13 protein-coding genes are annotated in these 17,713 nt (G+C 62.7%); all 13 read right to left on the bottom strand.

All coding sequences use genetic code 11. The features are described from left to right. Window positions 1-125: 125 nt before the first annotated feature. The 13 genes from ACYZUM_RS09310 to ACYZUM_RS09370 all read right to left on the bottom strand — a co-directional run bounded on the left by ACYZUM_RS09310 (window position 126) and on the right by ACYZUM_RS09370 (window position 17,680). On the bottom strand, window positions 126-884 hold the full coding sequence (locus ACYZUM_RS09310) for a PIG-L deacetylase family protein (RefSeq protein ID WP_041067032.1): 759 nt from the start codon (window positions 882-884) through the stop codon (window positions 126-128). Window positions 885-1,041: 157 nt separating this feature from the next. Beyond that, on the bottom strand, window positions 1,042-1,728 hold the full coding sequence (locus ACYZUM_RS09315; protein WP_108182612.1) for a glycosyltransferase family 2 protein: 687 nt from the start codon (window positions 1,726-1,728) through the stop codon (window positions 1,042-1,044). Next, window positions 1,725-2,324 (bottom strand): SAM-dependent methyltransferase, encoded by a 600-nt coding sequence (locus ACYZUM_RS09320; RefSeq protein ID WP_108182613.1) that lies wholly within the window; start codon window positions 2,322-2,324, stop codon window positions 1,725-1,727. Before ACYZUM_RS09320 ends, ACYZUM_RS09315 begins: the two co-directional genes overlap by 4 nt. Beyond that, on the bottom strand, window positions 2,321-3,094 hold the full coding sequence (locus ACYZUM_RS09325; protein WP_108182614.1) for a PIG-L deacetylase family protein: 774 nt from the start codon (window positions 3,092-3,094) through the stop codon (window positions 2,321-2,323). Before ACYZUM_RS09325 ends, ACYZUM_RS09320 begins: the two co-directional genes overlap by 4 nt. Further along, complete coding sequence (locus ACYZUM_RS09330) at window positions 3,091-4,089, bottom strand: acyl-CoA dehydrogenase family protein (RefSeq protein ID WP_108182615.1); 999 nt, start codon at window positions 4,087-4,089, stop codon at window positions 3,091-3,093. The genes ACYZUM_RS09325 and ACYZUM_RS09330 overlap by 4 nt, the downstream gene beginning before the upstream one ends. Before the next feature lies 1 nt (window position 4,090). Continuing rightward, complete coding sequence (gene glgX, locus ACYZUM_RS09335) at window positions 4,091-6,250, bottom strand: glycogen debranching protein GlgX (protein ID WP_108182616.1); 2,160 nt, start codon at window positions 6,248-6,250, stop codon at window positions 4,091-4,093. A gap of 243 nt (window positions 6,251-6,493) precedes the next feature. Next, window positions 6,494-6,814 (bottom strand): DUF2934 domain-containing protein, encoded by a 321-nt coding sequence (locus tag ACYZUM_RS09340; protein ID WP_041067049.1) that lies wholly within the window; start codon window positions 6,812-6,814, stop codon window positions 6,494-6,496. Window positions 6,815-6,841: 27 nt separating this feature from the next. Beyond that, on the bottom strand, window positions 6,842-9,610 hold the full coding sequence (locus ACYZUM_RS09345; protein ID WP_108182617.1) for a malto-oligosyltrehalose synthase: 2,769 nt from the start codon (window positions 9,608-9,610) through the stop codon (window positions 6,842-6,844). Then, window positions 9,607-11,685, bottom strand: coding sequence for a 4-alpha-glucanotransferase (malQ, locus tag ACYZUM_RS09350; RefSeq protein WP_108182618.1), 2,079 nt, complete (start codon window positions 11,683-11,685; stop codon window positions 9,607-9,609). The genes ACYZUM_RS09345 and malQ overlap by 4 nt, the downstream gene beginning before the upstream one ends. Continuing rightward, window positions 11,682-13,484 carry a malto-oligosyltrehalose trehalohydrolase gene (gene treZ, locus ACYZUM_RS09355; RefSeq protein ID WP_108182619.1) on the bottom strand — a complete coding sequence of 601 codons (1,803 nt, stop codon included), beginning with the start codon at window positions 13,482-13,484 and terminating at the stop codon, window positions 11,682-11,684. Before treZ ends, malQ begins: the two co-directional genes overlap by 4 nt. 18 nt (window positions 13,485-13,502) lie before the next feature. Then, window positions 13,503-15,089 carry a glycogen synthase GlgA gene (glgA, locus tag ACYZUM_RS09360; RefSeq protein ID WP_041067060.1) on the bottom strand — a complete coding sequence of 529 codons (1,587 nt, stop codon included), beginning with the start codon at window positions 15,087-15,089 and terminating at the stop codon, window positions 13,503-13,505. A 574-nt stretch (window positions 15,090-15,663) separates the two neighbouring features. Next, window positions 15,664-16,617: a D-2-hydroxyacid dehydrogenase family protein gene (locus ACYZUM_RS09365; protein WP_108182620.1), complete on the bottom strand. Its 954-nt coding sequence runs from the start codon at window positions 16,615-16,617 to the stop codon at window positions 15,664-15,666. A 13-nt stretch (window positions 16,618-16,630) separates the two neighbouring features. Then, entirely contained in the window at window positions 16,631-17,680 is a 1,050-nt protein-coding gene (locus ACYZUM_RS09370) for an alpha/beta fold hydrolase (RefSeq protein WP_095666662.1), read from the bottom strand. Window positions 17,681-17,713 lie beyond the last annotated feature (33 nt).

Consider the following 17,713-nt stretch of genomic DNA (forward strand, 5'->3'; position numbering starts at 1 on the left):
ATCTGCCCTGACGAAAATCCCTTGTGGCAGCGGGCTTGCTCGCGAATGCGGTGTATCAGTCAGCAATTCAAGCGCCTGACACTGCCTATTCGCGAGCGAGCCCGCTCCCACAGGGGAAAAGTGTTTCAGATGAGGACGATTTCGTACGGCAAGCGCATGCGCTCGAGGATCACCCGTGGCAGCATCGGCGCGATGCCGATCGCCGGTTCGCCCTTGAGCTGGCTGGCATAGGCATGGGTGGCGTGGCTTTTGCGCGCCACGGTCCAGGTGTCGAGGCGCAGTTTGCGCGCACGTTCCCAGGGAATCAGGTTCTGCTCGCGCTCCGGCCAGTGCCAGGCCCAGACAGGCACGTCATGGAAGGTCGCGCCGACTTGCGCAGCCGCTTGGGCACTGGCACGGCCGACCGCTTCATGGTCGTCGTTGCTGTCGTTGCGCCAGGTGCTGAACACCACGTCGCCGGGGCGCAGGTAGCGCGCGATGAAGTGGGTGATGTCAGCCTCGCAGTCGAGCAGCGCATTGTCGGTAAACCCGCCGCGTACCCATTTCAGACTGTGCATCGGCAGGCCGAGCCGGCGCAGGGCTTCGACGCTTTCCTGGGGACGGAATACGCTCAGGCGTTTTTCCGACCATTGTCGTGAACCCGGGTGGCTGGCGCTGCCGTCGGTGATCGACAGCAGTTGCAGCGGATGACCGAGGCTGGAAAGCAGTTGCAGGAGACCGCCACAGGTCACCACTTCATCACCCGGATGCGGGGCGACCACGACGGCACGGGCACCGGGGGGAACGAGGCTGTGGGTGTTGATGACGGGAATGTTGTCCAGCTGCGCAGCGCTGTTCCATATCTGCGCCGGCAGCGAGTGTTCGCTGAGGAATAACGGTTTCATGGGTATGACGTCCTTGTTGTGTCTGGCCCTCAGTCGTGTCTGCACCGTGGAAAATCAGGCGCGCGCGACCTGTGAAGGCGGATGGATTGCTGTGCGACGCTCCGAACCCTGGATTGCCGCGCAGCAGAGTATTGCTCATGAAAACCGGTTCGTCGCGTCACAGATCAATCTGATCCGCTTTTTTTATGTCTATCTGTACCATTTTTCGCAAGTAATCACCGAATCCGCCCCGGGCTCGGCTGTCCAGACGGGCGCTGGTGTGCACTTGCGGGCGATGGCTCCAGGCGATGTCGGCACCGGACAGCTCCAGTTGCCGCACCAGTTGGACATCTTCATCGCAGGCCAAAGGTTTGAACCCCCCGGCCCAACGATAGGCGTCTGCGCTGATTCCGAGGTTGGCACCGTGAATGTGCCGATGCCCGTCACGCGCCTGATAGTGGCTGTGATAGCGGATTTGCGCGGCTTCGTCGAACGATTGATCCCAGTGTTCGACGGTTACCGTGCCGCATACCGCGTCGGCGCCCAGGCCCAACTGCGCCACCAGCCAGTCGTCGGCCACGCGGCTGTCGGCGTCGGAGCAGGAGATCCAGCGTGCACCACGCTCCAGCAAAATCTGCGCGCCGGCGGCACGGGCCTGGCCGACGTTGCGAGCGTCGATGTGCAGGCTCAGTACCGGAAAGCCGCTGACAATCTGTGCCGAACGGTCGGTACAACTGTCGAGCACCACCAGCACCTCCACCGGTTCGCCGGCCAGCAGTCCATGTTTGCTGGCGCGCAGGGCGGCTGTCAGGCACTGCTCGAGCAAGTCTTCTTCGTTGTGCGCGGGAATCAGAATGCCGATCATCGCAGGCCCTCCAGTGCGGCCACCGAGCGCGGCTCGCGGCTCCAGACCTCAAGGATGAAGTCGGCTTCCTGATGCAGCGCCAGACGCGGCAGCGGCAGTTGTTCGTGAATCAAGTCATGCACCTGGCGGGCATTGAGCGGGCAGCCGTCGATGGGCGGGCGCCAGTGGCACGCGAGCAATTGCCCGTCTGCGGTCAGGGAATCGCTGATGCGCCGGATCACGTCTGTCAGATCCTGGGCATCGAGGTAGTAGCCGACTTCGCTCAATACAATCAGGTCGAATTTTTCTTCCGGCCAGTCGCCGGGCAGGCGGCTCTGGCGGACTTCGGCGTGGTCAAACAGGCTCAATCGGTTGCGCGCCAGGTTCACCGCCGCACTGGCGGTGTCGCAACACAGCAGACGGTCACAGCGGCCAGCCAGTTCGGCGCTGAGCTCGCCATTGGCGCAACCGGGTTCGAAGATCGCCCGATAGTGCGCGCGGGGCAGGGCGGCGAGGGTGATCGCGCGTTTGCGTTGTTCGTACCAGCGCTCGCGAAACGCCCAAGGGTCATCGCTGGCGCGGAACAGGCCTTCGAAGTAACGATCATCGACACTCACAGGAACACCACTTCGAAGGGTTGCAGCAGACGATCCAGCACGTACGGCGCCAGCACCGGTTGCAGCCCGGCTTGCGGGTCGCCTTCCAGTTGGCTGGCAAAGGCATGCACCGCGTGGCGTTTGCGCGCCACTTGCTCGGGTGACAACAGGATTTTGCGCGCGCGCTGCCACGGCAACGCGGCGTCTTCGGGGGAGGCCCAGTGCCAGGTCCATACCGGCAGTTCGTGGCAGGTGGCGCCGACCCGGCGTGCGGCTTCGATACTGGCGCGACCGGCGGCTTCGTGATCGCAATGGCCGTCCTCGCACCAGGTGCTGAACACCACATCGCCGGGGCGCAGGTGGCGTTCGATGAACGTGACCAGCGACGGCTCATCCGCGGCAACCTGGCTGTCGCTGAAACCGCCGCGCAGCCATTTCATCCGGTGCAGTGGCACACCGAGGCGGCGCAGGGCTTCCGCCGATTCCTGCGGGCGCACCACGCTCAGACGTTCGACTGGCCAGCGCTCGGAGCCGGGATGACTGGCGCTGCCATCGGTGACCGAGATCAGTTGCAACTGACGCCCGGCGGCGGCCAGTAACTGCAACATCCCGCCGCAGCCAAGCACTTCATCGTCCGGGTGCGGGGCGACAATCACCGCCCGCGCGCCCGGCGGCACCAGACTGAGGACATCGACGCTGTCCAGCGCCGCCAGGTGCCGGGAATGTTGCCATTGCAGCAGGGAAGTCCCTTGGTGGCCGATGATCGGATCGGGTTTATTGGCGACATTCATAGCGTCCAGGCCTCCTCGGGGTGTTCAGCCAGCACTTGGCCAAGGGCCGCCAGATCACGCTCGGCATGGCTCTGGCGCAGGAACACCGGCAGATCGGCGCTCAATCGGGCGAAGTGCCGATCCTTGCAGAACGGAGCGGCACCCAGCGCCCGACCGGTCTCGCGCATCACTTGCTCAGCGGATTGTTCGACCACAGCGCGGGCGCGCTGGGCCAACAGTCGGGCATCGGCTTCGGGGAGCGCATCAATGTGCAGAGCACTGAAACGCAGCACATTCGCCGCTGCGTACAACGCCGCATCGACCGCACCGAGGTGGGCGAGGGCGTGTGGCTCCTGGCGTTGCGCGCAGTGTTGCCGCAGTGCCTCGGCGATCTGCCGTGCCGCGCCGTACCAGCATGCGGCAATACCAATTCCGCCTTGCCAGAAACCGGGGCGCTGCAGGTAATCGCCAGGGTTGCCGATAGCCTGGGCTTCGACGCCGTCGAACAGCACTTCGACGCTGCCGGTGGCCCCCATGCCAACTGCCTGCCAGCCCTGATCGGTGATGGTCACCCCCGGTTGATCGAGCCCCACCGCCACCAGTTGCTGGCGATCTTCGGCGTCCCACGCTGTGAGCAGTGCGTGGCTGAGCACCGCCGCACCGGAACACCAGGCCTTGCGCCCATCAAGGCGCACCATGTGCCCGGCCGGTCGCACGTGCACCCGTGCCTGCGGCGGTTCCGCCGCCCACATGCCCCAAGTGCTGCCCGGCGTGGGCGTCCCCCCCAGTTGTTCGATGATCGCCAGTGCGTCGGTGTGGCCTTCGTAGAGTTTGCACAAGCCCAAGTCGTGTCCGCCGACTTCGGCCAGACGCTGAAAACGCTCCAGCGTAAGACCACTGCCCGGTAACGGCAGTTGATCCAGCCCGGCTTCGACCAACGCTCGCAGGCAGTGGCCGAGGGCGGCGGTGTCGGCGTAGTCCGGCGGGCGGCGCGCCAGATAGTGCTGCAGGTCCATATCAGTCTTCTTCTTCGCGTTGCAGTTCGAACAGCAGCAGCGAACGGCCGGTGACCGAGTATTCATGGCCGAACTCGAAGCGCTCCTGACCGCGAATGGCCGGTTGATTGGTATCGATCATGCAGGTCCAGAAACTGCCTTCCGGCACTTCCGGCAGGCTGAAATTGACGATGTCGTGATGGGCGTTGACCACCAGCAGCAGCGTCGCGTCGGCACCCTTGCGGCGGATCCCGGTCTCCTGCGCACGGCCATCGAGCAGCATGCCCAGGCAACGGTTATGCGCGTCATGCCAGTGTTCGGTGGTCATCTCGGTGCCGTCCGGCGCCAGCCAGGTGACGTCCTTGACGCCAATGTCCTCGTTGTACTCGCCGACCAGGAAACGCCCACGGCGCAGAATCGGATAAGCCATGCGCAACTTGATCAGGCGTTTGACGAACTTGAGCAGCGCCTTGCCGTCTTCGCTGAGGTCCCAGTTGACCCAGCCGATCTCGCTGTCCTGGCAATAGGCGTTGTTGTTGCCGTCCTGCGTGCGGGCGAATTCGTCGCCGGCGACGATCATCGGCGTTCCCTGGGACAGCAGCAGCGTGGCGAAGAAATTACGCATCTGCCGGTGGCGCAGCGCGTTGATCTCGGGATCGTCGGTCGGGCCTTCGACGCCGTGGTTCCACGACAGGTTGTTGTTGCTGCCGTCCTGGTTGTTCTCGTCGTTGGCCTCGTTGTGCTTGTCGTTGTACGACACCAGATCGTTGAGGGTGAAACCGTCATGCGCTGTGATGAAGTTCACCGACGAGTACGGCCGCCGCCCGCGCTGGTTGAACATCTCGCCGGACGCGGTCATGCGGCTGGCGAAGTCGGCAACCTGGCCGTCGTCGCCTTTCCAGAACGCGCGCACGGTGTCGCGGAATTTGTCGTTCCACTCGACCCAGCCCGGCGGAAAGTGGCCGACCTGATAGCCACCGGGGCCACAGTCCCAAGGCTCGGCGATCATTTTCACCTGACGCAGCACCGGGTCCTGACGGCAGGCGACGAGGAAGCTGTGGCGCTCGTCGAAACCGTCGTGATAGCGCCCGAGAATCGTCGCCAGATCGAAGCGGAAACCGTCGACGTGCATCTCGCTGGCCCAATAACGCAGCGAGTCGGTGACCATCTGCAGCACGCACGGGTGGCTCAGGTCGAGGGTGTTACCGGTGCCGGAATCGTTGATGTAGTAGCGCTTGTCGTCCGGCATCAACCGGTAATACGAGGCGTTGTCGATGCCCCGCATCGACAGGGTCGGGCCTTGTTCGTTGCCCTCGGCGGTGTGGTTGTAGACCACGTCGAGGATCACTTCCAGGTTGGCTTCGTGCAGGTGCGCGACCATCTCCTTGAACTCGGCGATCTTGCCGCTGGCCAGATAGCGCGGGTCGGGGGCGAAGAAGGCGATGCTGTTGTAACCCCAGTAGTTGGTCATGCCCTTGTGCAGCAGGTGCTGGTCATTGACGAAGGCGTGAATCGGCAGCAGTTCCACCGACGACACGCCGAGTTTGCGGATGTGTTCGAGCACATCATCGACCATCAACCCGGCGAAGGTGCCGCGCACGTTATCCGGCACCGACGGATGACGCATGCTGATGCCGCGTACGTGGGTTTCATAAATGATGGTCTTGTCCCACGGCACGCTGACGCGATGGTCATTGCCCCAGGTGTGCGCCGGGTCGATGACCTTGCACTTGGGCACGAAGGGCGCGCTGTCGCGCTCATCGAAACTGAGGTCGGCGTCGGGATGGCCGATGGTGTAGCCGAACAGCGCCTCGGACCATTTCAACTCGCCGACCAGTTGCTTGGCATAGGGGTCGATCAGCAGTTTGTTGTGGTTGAAGCGGTGGCCGTTGGCCGGGTCATACGGGCCATAGACGCGGTAGCCGTAGATCAGCCCCGGGTGGGCGTCGGGCAGATAACCGTGATAGATCTCGTCGGTGTATTCCGGCAGTTCGATACGTTCGAGTTCGACTTCGCCGGCGTCGTCGAAGATGCACAGCTCAACCTTGGTGGCATTGGCGGAAAACAGCGCAAAGTTGACCCCCAGACCATCCCAGGTCGCACCGAGCGGGAAGGGCAGGCCTTCACGGATTCTCGACGGTTCAGCGTGCGCTGCGGGCTCGGCTTTTTTTGGACTGGTCATGATTGCTCCTGCAAAACGGGTTGGTTCGAATAATCAACTGTGGGAAAAGAATCTGTGGTGAGGGGATTTATCCCCGATGGGTCGCGCAGCGGCCCTGCGACTGCTTCGCAGCCGATCGGGGATCAATCCCCTCACCACAGACATCTCTCCCTGACAGGGGTTATCAGGTTTTTTGAGGACGAGTTGTCCCTGCGTGACGGGCGAACCCGCCACACGGTCATTCAGTTCAACAATCCGGGTGTGTCAGTTGGCCGGGGGCTTGCGTGGGGCGCGGGGCTTTTTCTCGGCGGCTTTTTCACCCGGCGGGACGACCTTGGCGGCGCCTGCCGGTTTGGCCTTGGCGGCCGCGGGCGCCTTGGGCTTGGTCGCCGCAGCCTTGCTGTCGGTGCCTTTGCCGGCGGTTTTGCTGCCCGCCGCTTTCGGCGCTTTCTTCGGTGCCAAAGCTTCGGCTTCAGCCAGTTTGCGCGCCATCTCCCAGTGGCGTGCTTCATGACCTTCAGGTTTGCCCTCTGATTCCCAGATCTGATAGGCGAACTCGCGGATGCGTTTATCGTCGGTACTCATCGCAATGCTCCTGAACTGAACTCGTCGTTACGTAAAGAGTTGGATAAACAGATTGACCGGGATATCCCCCAGCGCGGCGCTGACGTTCAGCTCCCTGTTTTTTGTGACTGCGCTGCTGTGAAAAAGTCCCTTCAGGTTTGTGTCAGAGGCGGCGAACGGTAAAACCACCCGTGTATCGCCCCAGCGCAGCGCATCAACTTGAGGGACGGCACCGTTTTCCAGCAGCGTCGCGCAGCGCACCGGGACGATCACGATGGCGTACATCCCCTCGTGCTCACGGGCAAACGCGAGCACGTTGTGCGCCTGCTCGCCCAGTACCTCCAGGGCCTGGTACGCGCCGCGCCGGAACAGCTCGGCGTGTTCGACGCGCAGGTTCAGCACCTCGGCGATCAACGCTTGCTTGATACGCCCGTCACGCCAGTTCGCCAGCAGAGTCTCGACTTCAATGCGTTGATGCAGGGCCTGCTCGCGAGCGGCGTAATCCACCGGCCGGCGGTTATCGGGATCGACCAGGCTGAAATCCCAGAACTCGTTGCCCTGATACAGATCCGGTACCCCCGGCACCGTCATGCGCAGCAAGGTTTGCGCCAGACTGTTGAGGGCGCCAGCCGCAGCGATACTGTTCACGGTCTTGCTCAGCGCGGCGCGCAGCAACTCGCCTGCTTCACCGGTGAGCAGGCGTTGAGTGAACGTCTGCGCAGCGTTTTCATAGGCTTCATTCGGCGCACTCCAACTGCTTTGCAGCTTGGCTTCGCGCAGGGCTTTCTGCTGCCATTGCCAGATCCGCTCGGCGTAATCGGCCAAGCCGGCCTGATCATCATCGCGCAAGTGCAGCGGCCAACTGCCGAGCAGGGCTTGATAGAGGATCAGTTCATCAGCGGACGAGGGTTGTTGATCATCGTCACGCAGCGGACGGGCGAGGGCGCGCCACAACTCGACCTGTTCGGCGTACCAGTGGCTGCGCTCGCTGAGCACCGCCAGCCGCGCACGGGTGTCCTCGCCGCGTTTGTGGTCATGGGTGGCGGTGGCCAGCAAGTTGTCGGGAAACGCCTCCATGCGCTGTTGATTGATCGCGTGGAAGTCACTCAGCGGTGCGCTGAACTGTTCGGTGTTGTAGCCGACGTCATTGCGCGACAGCAGCACCGCCGAGCGGTACAGCGCGGTGTCTTCGACGGCTTTGGCTGCCGCTGGGGAGGTCAGTTGCTGGAAGCGTACGCAGGCGTGCTTGAGAATCTTGCGTGAGCGTCCGCGCGGTGTGTGCCGCCACGGCGTGCCACCGAGCCATGCGGCCACGCAGTCGAGCACCGGCCAGTCGCCTTCGCTCAGGGTCTGCCGGGCGCCGTCCATGGCCTGCTGGAAGAAGTGCTCATCCTGCGCCGAGCGACCGAGTGCGCTGATGTAAGTGCGATACACCGGGAAATGCACGATCAGCGCCTGCAACACACGGCGAATCGCGCCGAGGGTCAGGTCGCGGGTCATCAGGTCGTCCCGGGCAACCTGCAGCAGCGCCTGGGCGACGCTTTCGAAGTCGCTGGCCAGCGAGCCATTGAGAATCTGCTGGCGCGCCAGTTGCGCTTCTTCGATGAACGCCGCCGGACGCTCGGTACGCCGCTGCCACAGATCGCCGAGGACGTGTTCGCCATCGGGGTCGTGTTGCAGCAACGAGAGCTGATTCATGAACTCGTAACCGGTGCTGCCATCCACTGCCCAGTCGGTGCGCAGGGTTTCGCCGGCACCGAGAATCTTCTCGACGTAGATCGGCAAGTGCCGACCCGGTGCGAGCAAGTCGAGGCGCCGCCGCAACTTGCGGCAATAGCCACGCGGGTCGGCGAGGCCGTCGATGTGGTCGATGCGCAAACCGTCGACCAGCCCTTCGGCGATCAACTGGAAAATCTTGCCGTGAGTCGCTTCGAACACCGCCGGGCGTTCGACACGCAGGCCGCCGAGTTCGTTGATGTCGAAAAAACGCCGCCAGTTGATGTCATCCGCTGCGGTACGCCAACTGGCCAGACGGTAGCTCTGGCGTTCGAGCAATTGATGAAGCTTGTCGAAACCTTCGGCAGTGGTGGAGTCGTAATGCGCGAGACTTTCCTCGATCGCGGCGAAGATCTGCGGATCGCTTGCCAGCTCCTTCAATTCAGCTTTGAGCGGCATCGCCAGCGCATGCGCGTCGTTCTGATAGCTCAACGCACTGAAACGATCAGCCAGTGACTTCAGTGTCTCAATGGGTTTGAGCAGTTCACCGTAGTCATTCGGGCAGATCGGGAAGTGGTGTTCGTAATGCTCGACGTAAAAGCGCCCTTGCCGTGCGTCGAAGTGCAGTTTCAGCGAACCTTCCTGCAACGCGACGCCGTAATCGCTGCCCAGAAACGGCAGCAGCAACTGGCCTTCCATCAACGGATCCGGCGAGTGCCACTGGATGTCGAAGAACTCGCCGTAAGGGCTGAGTCGGCCCCATTCCAGCAGGTCGAGCCACCACGGGTTGTCCCCGCCGCCGACGGCCATGTGGTTGGAGACGATGTCGAGGATCAGCCCCATGTTGTGTTCGCGCAGGGCGCTGACCAGACGCCACAGCGCCGGTTCGCCGCCGAGTTCCGGATTGACCTGGGTCGGGTCGACCACGTCGTAGCCGTGCATGGAGCCGGCGCGGGCCGCGAGCAGCGGTGAGGCGTAGAGGTGGCTGATGCCAAGGCGGGCAAAGTACGGCACCAGCGGCACCGCTTGCTCCAACGTGAAACCCTTGTGAAATTGCAGGCGCAGGGTGGCGCGTAGAGGCTGGATAAACGTCTGGTTCATTGGTCACGCTCGGCAGCTTGCAGGCGGGCACAGGCCAGCAGTTCCAGACGCCGCGCGGCATCGGTGCCGTCGAGCAACGCTTCGCTGTTGCCGGGCAGGCGCCGCGACCAGTTCGGGTGGCTGTCGATGGTACCCGGCAGGTTGGCTTGTTCGTCGATGCCCAGTGCATCCTCCAGCGGCAGCAACACCAGCGGTGCGCGGGTATGACCGAGGAAACGCACGCTGGCATCGACCACTTGATCGGCTTCGTGGGACTCTTCGCGAAAGTTCTGCGGGTCCTGACTCAGCGCCCCGCGCAGGCCTTCGCGTTCGCGCTGGCGATGACGGCGCCAGTCGATTTCACCGTTGGCATCGACAAAGCCCAGGCGCGCATTCCAGTCGATGTCACGGCCATGCCACCAGCCGTTGAGCGTTGGCAGATCGTGGGTGCTGGTGGTCGCCAGCGCGTTGTCCGGCCAGTCGAGGATCGGCTTGAAGCGGGTGTTGTCCTGTTCAAACAACAGCACGCGCATGCCGAGAATCGAACGTGCGCTGAGTTTTTCTCGCAGCCCCTCGGGCACCGTGCCCAAGTCTTCGCCGAGGACGATGGCCTGATGCCGATGGGATTCGAGGGTCAGCAGGCGCAGCAGGTCGTCGAACGGGTAATACAGATAAGCGCCATCGGCCGGAACGGCGCCATTGGGGATCACCCACAGGCGTTGCAGGCCCATCACATGATCGATGCGCAGTCCGCCGGCATGGGCGAAGTTAGCCCGGAGCATGTCGATGAACGCGCGAAAGCCGTTGCGTATCAGGCCCTCGGGGGAAAACGCGGAAATCCCCCAGCCCTGACCAGAGCGGTTGAGAATGTCCGGGGGCGCGCCCACGGTGAGCGAGGCGAGCAATTCGTCCTGAAAGCTCCAGGCCTGACTGCCGGCGCCGTCGGCACCGACCGCGAGGTCGGCGATCAGGCCGATGCCCATGCCGGCGCTACGGGCAGCCGTCTGCGCGCGCTCCAGGCAGCGGTGGATCAGCCATTGGCAGAAGGCGAAGTAACCGATGCGTTCGGCGTATTCCTCGGCAAAGGCTTCAAGGGCGGCACCGCGCGGGTCGTGCCAGTGTACCGGCCATTCCCGCCAGTCGAGGCTTTCGCCACGGGCAGCGCGCATTTCTTGAATCGCTTCGAAGCGGCAGTGATTTTCCAGCGCTTCGCCACCGGCATGACGGAAACTGGCGAAGTCCGGGTGCAACGGATGCTCGCCGGCGACAAAACCATCGTACAAGGCTTGCAGCAATGCCTGTTTGGCGTTGGCGGCGGTCGGCCAGTCGATCAGTTTCGAATCTTCCAGTTGACGAAATTGTTCCGCCAGCCCGCTGGCGTCGATCGCATCGCGCAAGGCCCGTTCGCCAAGGATGGCGCCCGGTGCGGCATACAAGGGGTTGAGAAACAGACGGCTGGAGGGCGAATAAGGGCTGTAGCGCCCGGTATCGGCGCTGAACATCGCGTGCAACGGACTGATCGCCAGCGCATCGGCGCCGCGTTCGCCGGCCACACGAGCCAGTTCCTCCAGCGCCTGCGTGTCACCAAAGCCGCAGTCGCCGGGGCGACGCAGACTGTACAGTTGCGCACTCAGGCCCCAGACGCGAGGGATCGGGTTGTCCACCGCATCGCCCACGCTGAAGCAGCGCTCGGGGGCCACGGCCAGAGTGAAATACTGATCGGCGATATGCACCTGCTGATAACCGACCGGGATCAACCCGGGCAGTTTCGCTTCGGCGTCGAGTTTGAGGTTAAGGCGGGAACCGTCTTCGAGGTGGATTTCGCAAGGCGTCTCGGGCTCGAAATAGCGAGCCAGATCAACGCCGACCCCGACATCGGCGGTCAACAGCGGCGGCAAGTGGCGATCTTGCTGTACTTGTTGCAGTTGCAGCAGGCTGGCATCGATTTCCTGCGCGGTGTTGGCCGGATGACCCAGCCCGGTAAGGACATTGCGCAGTACCGCCGGGGCGACTTTCTGCGGGCGGCCATTGGCGTCGATCCAGTCGACGGCGAGGCCGGCGCGGCTTGCGAGTATTTCCAGTTGCGCATCGCTCATAGGCGCTCTCCATCCAGAGGTTGCAAGGGGGTTGCGGCCGTGAGGCTGACAAGCGCGCAATACGCGGGCAGTTGGCCCGGTTCCGACAGGGCAACGGCGGGCGGTTGCTGAAACAGCCACACAGCGTCGCTCTGTGCTGGGTTGACCACTGGCGTGTCGCTGAGGTTCAGGTCAATTCGCAGCTCACTGCCATCGCCCAGGCGCCAGCGCGCACTGACCGCGCCACGACCGAGCATGTGCGCCCCAAGCGCCTGGGTGCCGGACAGGTTGGGAATGATGTATTGATGGCGCAATTGCAGCAGGCGCCGGTACAGCGCGAGGGTTTCCTGCTGTTTTGCGCTGCCACTGCCGATCAAGCGTGGCTGTGAGGCGTGGAAGGTCTGTTCGGCATTCGGATCGGGAATTTTTTCGCGCTGGTGCGGATCGGTGAAGGCGCTGAACGCGGCGAACTCATTGCGCCGGCCTTCGCGCACCAGATCCGCCAATTCACCGTGGTGGCTGGTGAAGAACAGGAACGGTTGCTCGGCGGCGAACTCATCGCCCATGAACATCAGCGGAATCATCGGCGACAGCAGTAACAGCACGGTGGCGGCCTGCACGGCACGTGGGTCGGCCAATTGATGCAGGCGTTCGCCGAAGGCCCGGTTACCGATCTGGTCGTGGTTTTGCAGAAACAGGATGAAAGCGGTCGAGGGAAGGTGTTCACTGGGCTCACCGCGAGGTTCGCCGTGGCGAGTGATGTGGCCTTGAAACACGAAGCCCTGGCTCAGGCAGCGGGCCAGTTGCTCAGTGGGTTGCAGCGCATAGTCCGCGTAATAGGCATCGGTTTCGCCGGTCAGCAGCACGTGCAGGGCGTTGTGCCCATCGTCGTTCCACTGGGCGTCGTAATCCTCTTCGAGCAGGCTTGACTGGTTGAGCTCGTTTTCCACGGTCAGCCAGACGTGACGCGTCGGATCGATCTGTTGCCGGATGCGTTGTGCCAGCTCCGGCAGGAAATCCGGGCTTTCGATCGCGTGCACTGCGTCCAGGCGCAGACCGTCGAAACGGTATTCGAGCACCCACATCAGCGCATTTTCGATAAAGAAGTCCCGCACTTCACGGCGGCGGAAGTCGATCGCTGCCCCCCAGGGTGTGTCCTTGTCTTCGCGAAAAAAACCTTTGGCGTAGCGACCCAGGTAATTGCCGTCAGGGCCGAAGTGGTTGTAGACCACGTCGAGAATTACCGCCAGACCATGGCCGTGGGCGCTGTCGATCAGGTGTTTGAGTTGTTCCGGGGTGCCATATGAGGCTTGCGGTGCGAAAGGCAGGACGCCGTCGTAACCCCAGTTGCGGGTACCGGGAAATTGCGCGACAGGCATCAGTTCGATGGCGGTAATCCCCAGCTCGACCAGACGTGCCAGATGCTGCTCGACTTCCGCAAAACCGCCGAGTGCGCCGACGTGCACCTCGTAGATCACCGCTTCGCTCCACGGCCGGCCGTGCCAGGTGGTGTGCCGCCAATCATAGGCCAGCGGATCGACCACCACGCTGTGGCGGTCAAGGTCACCGTCCTGAGCGCGGGAGGCCGGGTCGGGCACCTCCAGTTCACCGTCGATGTTGAAGCGGTAGCGGGTGCCCGCCGGGCACCGGGCCTTGATCACGAACCAGCCATCGCCCTGCGGCAACATCGGCAGGGACTGGCCGTCTTCAAGTTCGACACTGACGTAAAACGCATCCGGTGCCCACAGCGCAAACTGAGTGTGTTCGGCGTCCTGCATGATCGCGCCGTGGGGCCAGTTTTCTTGGGTCCGTAACGGCATCGTGAAAAGCTCCCTGAGTTATTTGTGGCCGGCTTTACCCAGCGCCTTGGCGACCAGTCGTTCGTAGAGTTCGGCGTAGGGTTCGACCGCTTTGCACCAGTTGAACGGCGCGGCCATGGCCCGGCAACGCATCGCGTTGAGCAATTCGGGGAAGGCGAAGACCTTGAACGCACGGCTCAGGGCTTCGCGGTAGCTGTCGGCGGTGGATTCGTCGAAAAGGAATCCGGTGACGCCATTCTCGATGGTGTCGGCCAGCCCGCCGGTATTGCGCGCCACCGGCAACGAGCCGAAACGCTGGGCGTACATCTGACTGAGGCCGCAAGGCTCGTAACGCGACGGCATCAGCAGGAAATCGCTGCCGGCGAACATGCGGCGGGCGTCGGTTTCATTGAAGCCGATGCGCACGCCGATCTGCCCGGGGAAGCGCAGCGCCAGCTCACGCATGGCCTGTTCCTCTTCCGGCTCGCCACGGCCGATGATTGCGATCTGGCCGCCGTTCTGCACGATGTATTCGGAGACGGCTTGCGTCAGGTCCAGACCTTTTTGATAGACCAATCGCGAAACCACGGCAAACAGCGGACCACTGGAGTCGCTCAGGCCAAACAGTTCACGCACATGGGCGGCGTTGATCGCTTTGCCTTCCCAGTCGCCGATGGCGAACGGCGCGAACAGGTGCGGATCCGTCGCCGCATCCCAGCTTTCGTCGATGCCGTTGGGAATGCCGCTGAGCAAGCCTTGCTGGGTCTTGGCGGCGAGAAAACCGTCGAGACCGCAGCCAAAATCCGGGGTGGTGATCTCTTGCGCATAGGTCGCGCTGACCGTGGTGATGTGGCTCGAATAGGCCATGCCAGCCTTGAGGAACGACATTTTGCCGTAAAACTCCATGCCTTCCTGTTGCAGAGCATGGGTCGGGATGCCGAGTTCCGGGCACGAGCCAAGGCTGGTCACGCCTTGATAGGCCAGGTTGTGAATGGTGAACAGGGTCGGCGTGCGCTGCCCGCGCCAGTGCATATAGGCAGGAGCCAGACCGGCCGGCCAGTCGTGGGCGTGCACCAGATCCGGGCACCAGTGAATTTGTGCGAGGTTGGCGGCGATGTCGGCAGCGGCCAGACCCAGGCGGGCGAAACGGATATGGTTGTCGGGCCAGTCGCGGCCATTGTTGGCGCCGTAGGGCGAGCCTTCACGTTCATACAGTTCAGGGCAGATCAGGACGTAGATCACCAGTCCGTCCGGCATGTCCATGCGCCCGATCTTGCACGGGGGCAGTGCGGCATGGCCGCCGAGTTCGCCGATGATATGGATCGGGTTCTCGCTGTGCATCACCTGCGGGTAGCCGGGGATCAACACCCGCACATCGTGCAAGTGCGCCATGGCGCGGGGCAGGGCGGCGGAGACGTCACCCAGACCGCCGGTCTTCACCAGATCGGCAATTTCCGAGGTGACGAACAGCACTTTCTTCTTGTTCGGATTCTGGCTGGCGACTGGCGTCAGCGTTTTGGTGCCCGGGACGCTGATCGACCGGCTGCCGGGAAGACTCATGGTGCTCGATTCACCAACCGCCTGCTGAGCACGCTCTCCCTGAATATCCAATGCCGCACTGATCATATGAATCTCCCGTGTCGTTGATCTGATTCTTGTATCGAACAAGCTGTGGCCAAATCCTGTGGCCGGGCGCAAACGCGCCACGCATCGGTGAGCAAACGCTACCCAACACGCGCAAGCAGAATGGGTGAAAGGGCCGTTGCAAGGATTGCACCAGTCGCGTTGACCCTGCCTTTCAGATGACCCGCCGCCATCGGCAAAAGTTTCGACAATTTTTCGGCTTTGTGACTGGCCGGTTTTAACCCGCGAAAATCAGTCTAGGCCAGATCCTAGAGCGGGCGAGAGCAAACGGGTAAATTGTTCGACAATCGGTTTGCAGGCAGCGAAAACCGTGGTGTTCAAGCGGGAACGCACCGACGAAGGGCAGGTTTTTTTGATGGAGAGGGCTAAAACGGTGACTGGCCGGTCACGATTTTGTGCTAGCGGAAAGGCGAAGCGCACTGTTGTGGTGCGGTCAGTTTGTTGATCTGCTGAACACGGATGCACCTGTAGGAGCTGCCGAAGGCTGCGATCTTTTGATCTTGTTTTTTTAGATCAAGATCAAAAGATCGCAGCCTTCGGCAGCTCCTACACGGGGTCAATTGAGGATTCGGATTGGGTTGCCGGCCGCCCAACCCTGAATATCGTCGATCATTTGCGAAAAGAACTGTTGGTAGTTCTGTCGGCTGACATACCCCACATGCGGTGTGGCCAGCACATTGTCCAGCGTGCGAAACGGATGCAGTTCAGGCAATGGTTCCTGATCGAACACATCCAGCGCCGCTGCGGCGATCTTGCGTTTCTGCAATGCCTTGATCAGCGCCGCTTCATCGACGATCGGCCCGCGGGCGGTGTTGACCAGCAGCGCGCCGGGTTTCATCCAGTCCAGCGCCTGTGCGTCGACCAGCCCACGGCTGCGCTCGCTCAATACCAGATGCACCGACAGCACATCGGCCTGCTCGAACAGTTGCTGTTTGCTGACCCGGGTCACGCCGACGGCTTCAGCGCGTTCGGCGGTGAGATTCTCACTCCAGGCAATTACGCGCATGCCAAACACCTGACCGAATTGCGCGACCTTTTGACCGATGCTGCCCAGACCAAGAATGCCCAGGGTTTTACCGTGCAAATCACCGCCCAGCCCTTGCTGCCAGCCGCCGGCGCGCAGGGAATTGGCTTCACTCACCAGATTGCGCGTGGCGGCCATGATCAGCGCCCAGGTCAGTTCCGGCGCCGCGTGCTTATAGCTGTCGGTGCCGCAGACCTTGATCCCGAGGTCGGCAGCCGCCTGCATGTCCAGCGCCGCGTTGCGCATGCCGCCGGTGACCAGCAGCTTGAGGTTGGGCAGGCGCTGCAGCAGGTCCTGGTCGAAACGCGTGCGCTCGCGCATTACGCAGATCACCTGGTACTGGCCAAGACGTTCGACCAGTGTGGCGTTGTCCGCCGGGTAGTCGTGCACAAACGTCACTTCGCCGATGCTGTCGAGCACCGACCAGTCGACCACGTCACGCGCCACGTCCTGCCAGTCATCGATCACTGCAATCTGCACCGCCATCAGCCTTACCTCATCAACGAACGGGATTGGGGTTGTTCAGCCAGCCGAGCAAGGCCTGGTGAAATTTCGCCGGCTCTTCCATCTGCGGCGCGTGGCCCATGCCGGGGAATTCCACCAGCGTCGACTGTGGAATCAGCTTGGCGACCTGCTTGCCGAGCACCTCATAGTGGCCGATTTTCGCCTTGACCTCGGGGGACGCGAGATCCTTGCCGATGGCCGTGGTGTCGGACGTGCCGATCAGCAACAGGGTCGGCATTTTCAAGTCCTTGAACTCGTAGTACACCGGCTGGGTGAAGATCATGTCGTAGATCAGCGCCGAGTTCCATGCCACCTGGGTCTTGCCTGGCCCATTGCTCAGGCCGGCGAGCATGTCGACCCAGCGGTCGAATTCGGGTTTCCAGCGGCCGTCGTAATAGGTGTTGCGTTCGTAGTCGCGAATGCCTTGGGCGGTGACCTTGAGTTCGCGCTGGTACCACTGATCGACGGTGCGATAAGGCACGCCGAGGGCTTTCCAGTCCTCCAGACCGATCGGGTTGACCAGCGCCAGTTGTTCGACCTGTTCCGGAAACAATAGCGCGTAGCGGGTGGCGAGCATGCCGCCGGTGGAGTGGCCGAGCAGCGTGGCTTTCTGGATGCCGAGGGCCTTGAGCAGTTGTTGGGTATTGGTCGCCAGTTGCTGGAAACTGTACTGATAGTGGTCGGGCTTGCTCGAGGTGCAGAAGCCGATCTGATCCGGCGCGACGACGCGGTAACCGGCCTCGCTCAAGGCCTTGATCGAGCTGTCCCAGGTGGCGGCGCAGAAATTCTTGCCGTGCATCAGCACCACGGTGCGGCCGTTGGCCTTGCCATGGGCGGCGACGTCCATGTAACCCATCTGCAGGGATTTACCCTGGGACTGAAAGGCAAAGTGCTTGAGTGTGTAGGGATACTGAAAACCCTGCAGCTCCGGACCATAGGTCGGGCCGTCGGCGGGGGCTGCTTCAGATGCGGCGGCATGGGCAAACAGCGGCAGCGCAGCGCTGAGGAACAGGCCGGGCAGCCAGCGGGAGAGCGTGACGGACATAGGGACAAACTCCATGAAAATCGGCCGATGCTG

This window comes from Pseudomonas sp. m6p, from assembly GCF_055760375.1.